The organism is Kaistella montana, assembly GCF_024436175.1.
Taxonomy (GTDB): Bacteria; Bacteroidota; Bacteroidia; order Flavobacteriales; family Weeksellaceae; genus Kaistella; species Kaistella montana.
On sequence record NZ_JANFQP010000001.1, the window covers coordinates 1,228,911 to 1,242,594 of the forward strand.

The following is a 13,684-nucleotide window of genomic DNA, read 5'->3' on the forward strand; positions in this document are numbered from 1 at the left end:
GCAAAAATAGTAAAAATTTATTAAAAGATTCTTGCTAAAAAATCATAAAAAATACTAAAAAAAATCACCTGCGATTAAACAGATGATTTATTCCTTGAAAACTCCACAAATACACGATTTTTGAAGATTAATCGCGCATTTGCAGCTGAAAAAATTTTAGTGAAGATTTATAAGTGCATTCACATCGGTTTCGCCACCGGAAGTTTGGCCTTGTTGGTTGTCTGCTGTAGGATAATTTTGGTTTACAGAAGTCGGTGTATGCACCAATTTGATGTTGGCTTTCGCTGTTGCTGAAACTGCATTAATTTTCCATTCAGTGCTTAATCCCAATTTTTTTCCATCAGTTCTTACCACATCATCCGAAGCGCGGCTCACGTTAACATCAGAATCTGAAAACTGGAAAGTAATGAAATGCTCGTCTTTCTCATCAATAATTTCATCATTAGCACTTTCATAGTGGCCATCATGTTTCACCTGAAAGTCTAATTTCACAGCATAAGTTGCACCTTGTTCCAAATGTAAAGGAACGTCAGCAGCTCCACCGATATAATTGACTACTTGAACATCCGAAGCATTATTTTTATTAGTTGCAGTTACGACCAATTTCTCGATTTCTTCATGTTCATGAATATCTTCAGGGATTTCATCATTATTTCTACAAGAAAATAAGATAAAAGCTGCAAATAAAACTAAAGTGATATTGAATAAATTTTTCATTTTTTTAAATTTTTGAAGGTTAATTGTTCTTATTATTTTTCAAATAAGATTTTTATTAAAATTTGAATTGAATCGTTGCCACGAAATTTCGTCCCGGTTCTGGCATGAAGTATCTCAATCTGTTGAGATATTCTTTGTAGTTGGTATTAAAAATATTGTTGACTTTAAAATTGACATTCATGTTTTTTAAAACATCAAAGCCAAAAGTCGCATTGAAAATTGAATATGAAGCTGGCGTAGAGCTGTAGTCGATTTCTCGGGTGACCAAAGTTCCGTTCTCGATGAAATCTACATTTTGATTCCGGATCGGATATCTTTTCTGCTGAAATACGGTTTCATTTTCCAATTTTACAAAAAGGTTGGGCAATTTTTCAGATTTCCATTCTATTGCATTTCTCCAGCTTGTAGGCATCATTAAAATCAAAGGTTCCTCATTTCCCAAATCATCACCACGCAAGGTGCTGAATGAAGAATTCAACTTCAAGTGATCGGTAAATTTAAGTTCCGCATCAGCAGCAACTCCGAAGATTCTCGCTTTGATTTGTTGATAACTCCACACCACAAAAACACCTCTGTTGGTAGATTTCACCCCAGTTGGAATCTGGTTGATAAACGAATCTGAAAACATGAGATAAGGATTAACTTCGAAAGACAATCCCTTCAAAAAGTCCACTTTTGCGATGGTAGAAAAATTAAAATGATTGATGCTTTCTTTCTTCATGTTCAAAGCGCCTTCTTCCATAATCGCTGCAGAATGATGCAATCCATCAGCAAATAATTCCGCAGCATTTGGCGCACGTTCTGCTCGGGAAAAATTCAATTTGAAATTCCAATTTTTATTTAAAAGGTAATTGAATCCCACATTTCCCGAAAAGTTATGATAATCCAAAACCGGATGCGTCAAAACTCGGCTATCGCTTTCTTTAACGAAGAATTCCGGAAAGGCATCCGCATATTTTTCCCAAACGGATGCGTCATAATATTTATAAGCATCATATCGGTTGAAATCATATCTTGCACCGGCTTCCGCATTCAGCTGATCATTGATTTGATATTTGAAAACCGAAAAAATTCCGGCATCGTAACGGTAATAATCAGGAATCAAACGTCTTGCTTTGGTTGCAGGGTTCGGGAAATTGTCTTGCACACCACCGGAAATCCCGCTTTCGATGCTCCATTTTCCTCTTTCCAAAAGATGCGTCAAACTTGCGTTATGTGTAATCAATCGCAAATCCATTGAAGGAGTTTCGCTCAAATCACCTTTTCTGATGTCGTATTCTTTTCTGTTATTCAACTGAAAACTGTACTGAAAAGAGATTTTCCCTATATTCAAAAACCTTTTATAAGCAGAAATTTTCGCCAAATGATGGCTCACTTCCTGTTTTGGATTTTCGATATCGTAGCTGAATTGATCTAAAAAATAAGGCTGTCCCAAATTGATGGCTTTATAAAAATCTTCCGGACCACCGAGATGCGCTCCTTTGAAAATCCCGAATTCCTGCTGAATTCCACTGTACAAAACATCAAAACCTTGCTTGAAAGCATGATTACCGAAAGAAAAATCAAACGAACCGATTTCCGCTCCCGTGTTTTGCAACGTATGATGTGGAATGTATTGATCGCCCAACTTTTTATAAGATCCGCCTGACTTTACAAACCATTGGTTTTCCCAAGTTTTAGCGACATCTATAGCAACTTCGCCTCCTTTTCCGTTGGATATTCCAGAGAGTTTCAAACGCCCTAAAATGGTATCTTTTTTCGGAGTGATTGCCGGTTCTAAAACCACAACTCCACCCACACTTTCGTTGCCGTATTTCAATGCTGATGCACCTTTCACCACATCAATATGTTCAAACATATTCACATCCACATTCGGTGCGTGCTCCACTCCCCATTCCTGTTCTGCCATTTTCACCCCATTGTTCATAATGGAAACACGAGTTCCGTACAACCCATGAATAACAGGTTTTGAAATGTTATTTCCCGTTTTCAAAGCTGTAACTCCTGAAATTCCAGTGAGTAAGTTTCCAAGATTTTCCGTAGAATTCTGATCAATTTGCTCTTTGCTTAAAGTTTTAATCAGTACGGAACCTTCTTTTTTATGCATCGCATGAATATTCACCGTTTCGATGTCGGAGATATGATGTTCCAGATTCAAGGTAATTTCCAAGTTTTTATCTACGATGATTTCTTCAGAGAAAGACTGACAATCCGGATGAGAAGCCAACAAAGTGTATGTTCCTTTTTTAATAGATTTAAAGTTAAAATTGCCATTTTCATCGGAAGTTTCAGTATTATTTCCGATTTTAATAGTGGCGTTTTTCAAAGGGATTTTATCATGGAAATCAATAATTTTTCCTTGAACTTTGAACGTATTTTGCGCATTGACGATTGTTAGTCCAAAAAAGACCAACAAGAAATTGAATAAGAATTTCATTAAATTAATTTAAGTATTAAGTAAATACATAAAGCCGTAAAGATTTACCAATCAAATCTTTAGCATTTCATTTTCGGAAAAATGAACTTAATTAAATAAAATAAGCAGGTGGACCCCGAAGTTGAATATTGAGGAATTCCAGAGAAGAAAATCTCTGTTTGTAGGCGAAAATCTGCTGACGAAAATCGATGAGTTTCGTTGTAGATAATTCGAAAACCTCTGGGATTAAAGTATGGCCATCATGAAGAAGATGACAAGATAGACAGTCGGTGAAATTTTTTGAAAAAGAACTTTCAGAAAATGTTTTTTCGGATTTCTTAAAGTGAAAATCCTTGAAAACTTCGCCACTGCCATGGTTGTGAAAGTTTTGCGAAAACAAAGCCACGAAAAGATAGACCCCAGTAAAAAGTGTCGCCAAAAATCGTCGCAGATGTTCTTTCATCAACATTTTGCAAATCTAGCGAATTTTACCAAATGTTATCAAGCAAAACTTTATACTTTAAACTTGTTTTCGTAAATTTGTAAAGAAATTATTATGTATGAACGAAAGCGCTGTAAAAAAGATTGCGGTTCTCACTTCCGGTGGCGATGCGCCCGGTATGAATGCCGCACTGAGAGCAGTTGTAAGAACTGCTAACCATTATAATATTGAATGTTTTGGGGTGAGAGAAGGCTATAACGGTCTGATCCATGACGATTTTACGAAGATGGGTCCTCGATCCGTAAAAAACATCATCGGCGCAGGTGGTACTATTTTGCGTTCTGCCCGATCCTTGGAATTCAAAACCAAAGAAGGCCGACAAAAAGCCTACGACAACTGCTTAAAACACGGCATCGACGGGCTCGTTTGCATCGGCGGTGACGGTACTTTTACCGGAGCAAAAATTTTCAATGAAGAATTTGGCATTAAAGTAATCGGAGTTCCAGGAACTATCGACAACGATATTTTCGGGACCGACAATACGATTGGCTACGATACCGCTCTGAATACTGCAATGGAAGCCATTGATAAAATCCGTGATACTGCAACTTCCCACAACCGCGTTTTTTTCGTAGAAGTGATGGGTCGCGATGCTGGATTTATCGCCCTAAACAGTGGATTAGCAACCGGCGCAGTAGATATTTTGATTCCTGAGAAAAAAGACAGTATTGAAGATCTTTTTGCTACTTTCGAGAGAGCAGAAAAAGCAGGAAAATCATCCAGTATTGTTGTAGTAGCGGAAGGTGAAAAACTAGGCAGTATCTACGATTTAGCGAAAGCCACAAAAGCAGGTTTCCCAGATTATGATATTCGAGTAGCAATTTTGGGACACATCCAAAGAGGCGGTTCACCAAGTTGTGCCGACAGAGTTCTAGCGAGCAGATTAGGTTTTGGCGCTGTAACAGGTTTAATGGAAGGAAAAACCAATGTAATGGCTGGTTTACAATCGAATACTTTGGTATTCACTCCGTTTGAAGAAGCAATCAAAAAACACAACGAAATCAATCAGGAATTGATGTTACTATCCGAAATTTTAGCCATTTAAGCCTCAAGAATAAAAACAAAATTAATAGAACAAATAATAATTAATAAACAAAATATTATGTCAACAATCAAAGTAGGAATCAACGGATTCGGTAGAATTGGTCGTCTAGTTTTCAGAGCAATGACCGAGAGAGAAAACATCGAGGTAGTAGGAATCAACGACCTTATCAATGCCGAATATATGGCTTATATGCTAAAGTATGATTCTGTACACGGCGAATTCAAAGGAGAAGTTTCTGTAGAAGGAAATGACCTTATCGTAAATGGTAAAAAAATCAGAGTAACTGCTGAAAAAGATCCTAACAACCTAAAATGGAACGAAGTAGGCGCTGAATACATCGTAGAATCTACCGGTTTATTTTTATCAACAGATTCAGCTCAAGCGCATATCAATGCTGGTGCGAAAAAAGTAATCCTTTCTGCTCCACCAAAAGATGATACGCCAATGTTCGTAATGGGTGTAAACCACAAAGAATTAACCGACGATATCAAAATTCTTTCTAACGCATCTTGTACTACCAACTGTCTTGCTCCTTTAGCAAAAGTAATTCACGATAACTTCGGAATTGTAGAAGGTTTGATGACTACTGTACACGCAACTACTGCAACTCAGAAAACTGTTGACGGTCCTTCAATGAAAGATTGGAGAGGTGGCCGTTCTGCATTGAACAACATCATCCCATCTTCTACCGGAGCTGCGAAAGCTGTAGGAAAAGTAATTCCTTCATTGAACGGAAAATTGACCGGAATGTCTTTCAGAGTTCCAACTGCTGACGTTTCTGTAGTAGATTTAACAGTAAGATTAGAAAAAGCTACTTCTTATGACGAAATTTGCGCTGCAATCAAAACGGCTTCAGAAGGGGAATTAAAAGGAATTCTTGGTTATACCGAAGATGCTGTAGTTTCTCAGGATTTCGTAGGAGAAAAAAGAACTTCTGTATTCGATAAAGATGCGGGAATCATGCTTTCACCAAACTTCGTGAAACTGGTATCTTGGTACGATAACGAAATGGGATACTCTAATAAATTAGTAGATATGTTGGTACATTCTGCTTCTTTATAAGAAACAATACCTTCATACGAATCAAAACCTTCCAATAATATTGGAAGGTTTTTTTCAAAATTAAAATTTCCTGCATTTTCTTCATCATTTGTATTAATGCAAAAGTATATTTTTAATATTGATTAAAAAATCCCCCTTTTGGGGGATTTTTCATTAAATTTTTATTATATTTAACCATAAATTTCAAGGATATGGCTAAAGAAAAAGAAAATTCGGAAGACCATCATGTATTAAAAAAAGTTTGGGACAAAGAGTTTGGCAGCATTTCACCCGAAATTCAGCCAACAAATCCTCCTGAAGTAGAAAAGATTTTTGCAGATTTCTTCGCTGCCGGAAAATATTATTATTATGTACTTAATATTCCCAATGGCTCCATTACCAACCATCATCCAAATATTCTGGAAATGCATCCACTTCAAGAATATCCGAAGAAAGTCTCAGAAATTATCAATCTTATCCATCCGGAAGATCTCCCTTTCGTGATAGAAGCCGAAAGCAAATCTTATGAAAAAGTAAAATCTATCGGTCTTTCTCACGCCTTGGAACTAAAAGCCTCTTATTGTTTCCGAATGCTTACTGCCAATGGAAATTACGAATTATTTCATCATCAGGCTTTGCACACAGAGCTTTCCGAGGATAGAAGAATCATTCAATCGATTAATATTCATACCAATATCCAACATCTTACGGAAAATAATCCTTATACAATTTTGGTTTCAGGAATTGGTTCTCGCAATGATTTTCATCAAATAAAACTTGAAAAAAGCTCCTATTTACCATTTTCAACTATTTTTGAAAAACTCACTCCTCGTGAATTAGAAATTCTAAACCACATCGCCAAGGGAAGCTCTGGGAACGAAATTTCGCAAATCCTGAATATTTCAGAACACACTGTAAAATCTCACCGAAAAAATATTTTGAAAAAACTTCAAGCTAAGAACTCCAAAGACCTCATCCGAAAAGCTTTGGAATTGGCGATTATTTAGTATTTTATCTTTTTCATTAAAATAAAAAACGGTCTGCATTTTTTGCAAACCGTTTTTATTTATATAAAAATTTAAAGTTATTTCACGATCAATTTCGCTACTGCAACTCCTTTATCAGATTTTAGCTGAAGTAAATACATTCCTGATTTTAATCCGTTTACAGAAATAGTTTCATCGCCATTATCTTTCGTTACCTTCACGGTTTTTACCAAAGATCCTGTCAAATCATAGATTGCAAGTGATCCGTTTTTCGCGTTGGCGTAGCGAATGGTAGCATTTCCGTTGCTCACTGGGTTTTGAGTAAGAACGAGCGAAACTGCATTTTTAGAAGAGCCCACCTCATCGGTTGCTAAAGCAGATGCATTCCCAAAAATTCTAAATCCTCCCGGTTCGATGGTGATTGGCGCGGCAGTATCTGTAACCGACATCGAAGTGTTATCCATTAAATTATACCAATTTCCGACATAAGGGAAATTCGGAACAATGTTTTGTGAAGTAAGCGTAAAATTCGCTAAAATCACAACATTTTTCAATGCACTTGCTGTTGAATTGTTATAAATATAAAGTCTCGGCATCAAATTCCCTGACTCTACAACGAATGTTTTCGTGTTGAAAACATCATGAGAAAGTCTTAGTTCTAAAATTTTTGCCCAAGTATCATAAATAGATTTTCTGGCGGCATCAGTGTCATAATTCAAACCAAAAGCAGATGGTTTTTCACTCAATTTACAATCTCCAGGAGCTGCATCTATCTCAGTGTTTACAGTGATTCCATCTTCGCAGGTGTAAATACTTTTGTCAAAACCAAGTTCAGCAAACTGCCAAATCATTTTCGGACCAGGAACGGTAAGAAATACTGCGCCATAAGCTTTTTGTCTTTCTAAAGCTGTAGCCAAATCTCTCGTACTGTAGCCAGTTCCGATAGCGCCGAAATTGATGTTTTTATACATGATTCTTTCTTCATCATGACTTTCTCCGTAGCTATCAGCTCTTCTTTCTGAGAAACCATGTGTTGTGTATTTCACTCTGTTGAAGTTGCTGCTTTCAGCAAATCCCATGGTGTTTTGGTTATAAGGATTGGTTTGTTTATCCCACATCATTACTCCTTTTCCTTCGGAAACTTTATAGTTTGCCCATTGTTGCTCTTCAGAATCGGTGCCCAAATGTTCAAAAATAATATAAGAAGTAGGATCATAACTCCATTGATTGTCGGCATAACCTTTCAAAATATTCACTCTGTCCTGCTGATAAGCATTGGTACACGCATCATCTCCGGCGGTACAGTTTTGCGTAAACCCTTTAGTTAAATCCCAACGGAATCCGTCAACTTTGTATTCTTTAATCCATTGTTCCAAAACGCGGTTTACGTAATATTTTGTCTCCGCTTTTGAATGGTTGAAATCATTAAATACACTATAAGAATGTTTCGCTACTTGGTTGAAATAAGGATTATCCGCAGAAGGATCTCCGAAACCGTTACCATCAGGATCTACCATCCACATTCTTTCGATTGGACTTCTTCCGGTTGCGTGGTTTAAGGCAATATCCAAAATCACTGCAATTCCATTTTGGTGGCATAAATCGATGAATTCTTTGAATTTTTCAGGAGTTCCGTAAGCTTTATCTAATGCATAATGGAATCCAGTATTGTAACCCCAAGAACTGTTTCCATCAAATTCCATCACCGGCATTAATTCAACTGCATTGATTTTTAATGATTTCAGATATGAAATTTTATCAATTAAAGATTGCCAAGTTTTTTGAGTTGTAAAATCTCTTACCAACAATTCATATATAATTAAATTCTCTTTTGCTGGTTTAGCAAAGTTGGTTACCGTCCAGTTATAAGCTGGTTTTGCAGTTTGAATTACAGAAACTTCGAAATCCTGACCAGTCGGATAAGCTGGAAGATTTGGATAAACAACCACCCCGTTTTGGTTAATATACTGATCATCATAAGGCGATAAAACCAAAGGCGAATAAGGATCCGCAACCTTAATTCCGTCCGCGGTTCTATATTGGAAAGTATAAATTTGCTGAGGCGTTAAACCCGTAATTTCAATCCAATAAAGATTAGGATTTGTGGTATCTTTTTTCATCAGATAATTTGCACTCACCGTCCAATTATTGAAGCTTCCGATCACGTGCACATACGCTTTTCCAGGTGCGTAAAGCGCCAATCCTACTTTTGTTGGATCGGCTGGATCATAATTAATTCCTTGTCTCATATAAGCTGGAATCGCAGCCGATTGAACCGGAATCGCAAGAGAAACGGTGAATGTTTTCGTTACCACAGTTCCATCTGCTGCATTCGTCGCCACCACTTCCATATTCGCATCTTGGGTTACGGTATAAGGAAAATTTAAAGAAGTAGAAGCCGAAGAACTTGTATAAACAGTATTTCCATTGGCTTTCACCACATAATTTGCAGGCTGCGAGGAAGTTCCGGTAACATTTATCACTGTTCCGGAATTCACCACATTGGTGCTTCCTTCAATAGGATTGGTTAAATTAAATTGGAATTTCCCAACATTGACAAAAATATCCTGAGATTGAACAGATCCGTTTATTGTTTTTACCAAAAAACCGATTTTAGTAAGCGGGTTTGGGCGGTTTCCGTAGAAAGATTTCACGGTGTTCATGGTAAAAGTGTAAGTTCCCGTAGAACCTGAACTGGAAACATAAGTCAATTTGTTAGCAGCACTTGAGGCGGTCCAAGTTCCGTTGGTTGGAGAATCGGCGCTGGTGTTGCTCGAATCAATCGACCATGCCCATAAATAAAGCGCATGCGAAGTTGCAACTCCGAAATTAGTTTCATTTACGGTAAAAGTAATTGTAATCGCTTCGGTTTCGTTGAAAGTCGGCGGACTCACCGAATACGAAACGGTTTGTTGTGCGATAGCTAGATAAGGCAGCAAAAAAGCCAACATCAGCGTATAAAAATATTTCATAGCATTATAAATTTTAATGAGTGTAAAAGTAAGAAAATGTAATCAAAAAAAAACATTCTCTACAAATTCTCATTTAAAAGTCATAAAAATTTCAATAATGCAAATCTTTATTTAAAAAATGCTGAAAAAATCGGAATCTATTTTAAGGGATCGTAAAAAAGTTTTCTAAGAAACCAACAAACTGCAACCACGAATATCTGAATGATCAATCCTTCCCAGAACCTGAAATCTTGGACTTGAAATTTCATTTTCTAAAGACGATGACACTTGAGAATTTTCAACAATTTTTCCTAAATCCTGGGTTGCAATGAAACTGCAAGAATGAACATTTGCTAAATCGATGATATTGATTGCGCCAGTTCTGCCCTTTTCTACATACGAAAACGGATCTTCGGTATTTCTAACGAGAATCCGCATCCAACTGGGCGTTTCGTAAATGTTTTTGCCTAATGAATACGCTTGGGAAAGCAATTCGGTCATTGAATATTCGGAAAAAATCCGATCGGTTCCGAAACCTTTTTGCAAAATTTTCAGCAATTCATCTTTCGTCATTTCTTCTTTTCTTCCTTTCATTCCGCCAGTTTCGATGATGAATAAATCCGAAAAATTGAGGTTCTCGGAAAATGAATCCAAAAAATCTAAAAGCGCGAAAGAAACTCCGAAGAGAATTACTTTTTTCTCCTTTAAATTTTGTAAAAGTTCAAACAATTCCTGGTGATTATAAAGAAAATATCCGTTTTCAGGTTTTCCGGATTTTTTCATCAGAAAATCGACCATATAAATCAATGACGAATGTGGATTTTCGGAATAATTAGGTAATAATCCAAGGAATATAAAATCTTCCGGCTTTCCGATAAATTTTTCAAAGCTGTTATAAATGCTTTCTTCATACAAACCAAAATCGGCGATGAAATGCTTCGAACGGTTCATTTGCGTGGTACCCGAACTTTGAAAATACTGTTCGACAGAAAAATTTTCATCTAAAACCAAATGATTTTTGAACATTTCTATTGGCAGAAAAGGAATATCATCAACTTCTTGTATTTCACTCGGATTCACCCGAAGATAGTCACAAAATTTTCGGTAAACTTCCACATTTTCATATTGATAACGAAAAGTTTCCAAACATTTCTCACGAAAATCGGCTTCTGTTTTTATGTTGAAGATATTTTTCAAATCTATTTTTTTAATACTTTTTTTAACACAATATTCTTCGTGAAACCTTTGTGGCTTTGTGTTTAAAATTAAAATTTCATCACTCCCAAATTTTCAATTCAAAATCCTGCTGGAATTCACCATAAGTAAAATATGAAATCCAATCGCCGAGATTGACATATTTTGCTTCGTTTTCGTTTGATTTTAAATCTAAAACCATCGGCAAATGACGATGACCATAAACAAAATAATCGATATTCTCTGTTTTGAGTTTTTCCTTGGAATATACAATCAAAAATTCTTTGTCTTCTCCCAAAAATTCTTTGTCTTCCTCGCCGGAAATCATTTTATTTTTTGTTGAGAAATAAATTGCTACCTTCATCGCAATATCCGGATGAAGCCACTTGAAAGCCCATTGAGCAAGCGGATTGGTGAATAATTTCTTCATTCTTTTATAGCCTTTGTCGCCCGGTCCTAACCCGTCGCCATGAGCCAAAAGAAAATTTTTCCCGTTAATTTCAAAGTATTGTTTTTCGAAAAAAACCGTGCATCCAATTTCTTCCTCGAAGTAGTTTTTCATCCACAAATCGTGATTTCCCACAAACATGAAAAGTTCAACTCCGGAATCTTTCAATTCAGCCAATTTGCCCAAAACACGAACATATCCTTTCGGAATTACATGATTCCATTCATGCCAAAAATCGAATAAATCCCCCATCAAAAAGAGCACTTGCGCATCAGATTTTATTTCATCCAACCAACGGATAAATTTCTCTTCCCGCAATTTGCTTGCTTTTGGTGTTGGTGCGCCAAAATGCTGGTCCGAAGCGAAATATATTTTTTTATTATGTTCTAATTTTATTTTCATGGATGAATTTCGAAGTGCAGATTTCTTGATTTCTTAATTTTAGTAGAATGACCTAAAAACTATGAATTATTGTCTTCAGCAAACCATTCTCCGTAAGAATTTTCGGTTTCGTGAAGTTTCAGGTAAGCGAGTTGCACCTCTTTCGGAAGTTTATTTTTAATCTTTTCGGCGATATCATACAACATATTTTCGCATGTCGGCTGGTAATTACATAAAATCACTTTGTGCCCTTTTCCCTCCAAATCTTGTCCTAAATCTTTGTGCGGGGAAGCGCCATTTACCAAAACTGCATGATCCCAAACATCGATAATCTCGGAATTGACGATTTTTTTTATATCGCCAAAATCTACCACCATTCCGTTTTTTGGATCATTTAAATCATTGATAGGTCTTCCTTTTACCGTAACAAAAAGTTTGTAGGAGTGCCCGTGCATATTTTTGCATTTTCCGTCGTAATTGTACAGAACATGAGCGGTTTCGAAAGTGAAAATTTTGGTAATACGTATCATTTTGCAAAGATAAAGAAAGTTAAAAGATCGCAATGGTATTGAAAAAACTTTATTAAGATAGAATAATTCTCAAATTCAAAGCTAAAAAATCCCTCTGCAAAAAAAGCAGAAGGACTTTAAAATAACAATTATTAAAGAATATAATTAATGAAACTGTGCCGATTCGGTAGAATCTTTCATCGCAACTACAGAAGAATTCCCCGCAGTAATGACGGTTTGTAGTGCATCGAAATAGCCGGTTCCTACAAAACTTTGATGTTTTACCGCGCGGAACCCTTCTTTTTGCAAAGCAAATTCTCTTTCCTGAAGTTCGGAATAGCCCGCCATTCCTCGTTTTTTATAAGCTAAAGCCAATTCAAACATCGAAGTATTCAAAGCATGGAAACCTGCCAAAGTGATGAATTGGAATTTGTAACCCATTTTTGCAAGCTCTTCACGGAACGTTTCCATTTCCTCCACTGAAAGTTTTGCTGCCCAGTTGAAAGACGGCGAACAATTGTAAGCAAGCATTTTTCCAGGAAATTTCGCATGGATTCCTTCCGCAAATTTTCTGGCATAATCCAAATCCGGATTTGAAGTTTCCATCCAAATCAAATCCGCGTAAGGCGCGTACGACAAACCTCTGTCGATGCCCTGTTCTACTCCATTTTTCACTTCAAAAAAGCCTTCAGTTGTACGAGTTCCTGTAACAAATTTTTTGTCTCTATCGTCGATATCCGAAGTCAACAAATCCGCAGCATCAGCATCGGTCCTTGCCACCAAAAGTGTCGGAACGCCACAAACATCGGCTGCCAAACGAGCTGCAATCAATTTATTTACAGCTTCTTGCGTAGGAACCAAAACTTTCCCACCGAGATGTCCGCATTTTTTGGCAGATGATAATTGATCTTCAAAATGAACACCCGCCGCTCCGGCTTCAATCATTTGTTTCATCAGTTCAAAAGCATTCAAATTTCCTCCGAAACCAGCTTCTGCATCGGCAACAATCGGAACCAGATAATTTTTTCTGTTCACTTCATCCACTTCATTTACCGATTGAATTTGATCTGCTCTCAACAACGCATTATTGATTCTTTTCACTACACTCGGAACCGAATTCGCTGGATAAAGACTTTGATCAGGATACATTTCCCCGCTCAAATTGGCATCTGCAGCCACTTGCCAACCGGAAAGATAAATCGCTTCTAAACCTGCATCAACTTCTTGAACCGCCTGATTTCCGGTAAGTGCACCCAAAGCCGCCACAAAATCTTGGCTGTTGAGTTTTTCCCATAATTTTTCAGACATGAGTCTCGCAACCGTATAATCGAGTTGATAAGAACCTCTTAATTTTAGCACTTCTTCTGCAGAATAAGGTCTTTTAATCCCGTTCCATCTTGGGTTTTCTAACCAATCTTTTTCCATTTTCTGGATTTGTTCGTGATTTTTCATAATATTTTGGATTTGATTTTTTAATTAAATTTTACTTTTTGA

Annotated in this window: 11 protein-coding genes; 3 read left to right on the forward strand and 8 right to left on the reverse strand. The window is 36.8% G+C overall.

Annotated features, from left to right (window positions below; translation table 11 throughout):
* Positions 1 to 156: 156 nt before the first annotated feature.
* The 3 genes from NOV28_RS05625 to NOV28_RS05635 all read right to left on the reverse strand — a co-directional run bounded on the left by NOV28_RS05625 (position 157) and on the right by NOV28_RS05635 (position 3,596).
* Positions 157 to 717, reverse strand: a complete 561-nt coding sequence (locus tag NOV28_RS05625) for a hypothetical protein (RefSeq protein ID WP_255928440.1) — start codon at positions 715 to 717, stop codon at positions 157 to 159.
* 55 nt (positions 718 to 772) lie between these two features.
* A complete protein-coding gene (locus tag NOV28_RS05630) occupies positions 773 to 3,154 on the reverse strand; it encodes a TonB-dependent receptor (RefSeq protein ID WP_255928442.1) in 2,382 nt (793 codons plus the stop codon).
* 91 nt (positions 3,155 to 3,245) lie between these two features.
* A complete protein-coding gene (locus NOV28_RS05635; protein WP_255928444.1) occupies positions 3,246 to 3,596 on the reverse strand; it encodes a hypothetical protein in 351 nt (116 codons plus the stop codon).
* Positions 3,597 to 3,693: 97 nt separating this feature from the next.
* On the opposite strand from NOV28_RS05635, the gene pfkA reads away from it, so the two are divergent.
* The 3 genes from pfkA (at position 3,694) to NOV28_RS05650 (ending at position 6,728) form a co-directional block, all read left to right on the forward strand.
* Entirely contained in the window at positions 3,694 to 4,680 is a 987-nt protein-coding gene (pfkA, locus tag NOV28_RS05640) for a 6-phosphofructokinase (protein ID WP_255928446.1), read from the forward strand.
* 57 nt (positions 4,681 to 4,737) lie between these two features.
* Positions 4,738 to 5,742 carry a type I glyceraldehyde-3-phosphate dehydrogenase gene (gap, locus tag NOV28_RS05645; RefSeq protein ID WP_255928448.1) on the forward strand — a complete coding sequence of 335 codons (1,005 nt, stop codon included), beginning with the start codon at positions 4,738 to 4,740 and terminating at the stop codon, positions 5,740 to 5,742.
* A 191-nt stretch (positions 5,743 to 5,933) separates the two neighbouring features.
* Positions 5,934 to 6,728: a LuxR C-terminal-related transcriptional regulator gene (locus NOV28_RS05650; RefSeq protein WP_255928450.1), complete on the forward strand. Its 795-nt coding sequence runs from the start codon at positions 5,934 to 5,936 to the stop codon at positions 6,726 to 6,728.
* A 77-nt stretch (positions 6,729 to 6,805) separates the two neighbouring features.
* Here the strand turns inward: NOV28_RS05650 and NOV28_RS05655 are convergent, their stop codons facing one another.
* From NOV28_RS05655 to aceA, 5 genes are all read right to left on the reverse strand, one after another.
* Positions 6,806 to 9,679 carry an alpha-amylase family glycosyl hydrolase gene (locus NOV28_RS05655; protein ID WP_255928452.1) on the reverse strand — a complete coding sequence of 958 codons (2,874 nt, stop codon included), beginning with the start codon at positions 9,677 to 9,679 and terminating at the stop codon, positions 6,806 to 6,808.
* A 165-nt stretch (positions 9,680 to 9,844) separates the two neighbouring features.
* Positions 9,845 to 10,855 carry a LuxE/PaaK family acyltransferase gene (locus NOV28_RS05660; protein ID WP_255928454.1) on the reverse strand — a complete coding sequence of 337 codons (1,011 nt, stop codon included), beginning with the start codon at positions 10,853 to 10,855 and terminating at the stop codon, positions 9,845 to 9,847.
* A 79-nt stretch (positions 10,856 to 10,934) separates the two neighbouring features.
* Complete coding sequence (locus NOV28_RS05665; RefSeq protein WP_255928456.1) at positions 10,935 to 11,702, reverse strand: UDP-2,3-diacylglucosamine diphosphatase; 768 nt, start codon at positions 11,700 to 11,702, stop codon at positions 10,935 to 10,937.
* Between the two features lie 59 nt (positions 11,703 to 11,761).
* The gene (locus NOV28_RS05670; RefSeq protein ID WP_255928458.1) at positions 11,762 to 12,211 is read right to left on the reverse strand and encodes a 6-pyruvoyl trahydropterin synthase family protein; all 450 of its coding nucleotides are present in this window, start codon (positions 12,209 to 12,211) and stop codon (positions 11,762 to 11,764) included.
* A gap of 144 nt (positions 12,212 to 12,355) precedes the next feature.
* Positions 12,356 to 13,642: an isocitrate lyase gene (gene aceA, locus NOV28_RS05675; RefSeq protein WP_255928460.1), complete on the reverse strand. Its 1,287-nt coding sequence runs from the start codon at positions 13,640 to 13,642 to the stop codon at positions 12,356 to 12,358.
* Between the last annotated feature and the right edge of the window lie 42 nt (positions 13,643 to 13,684).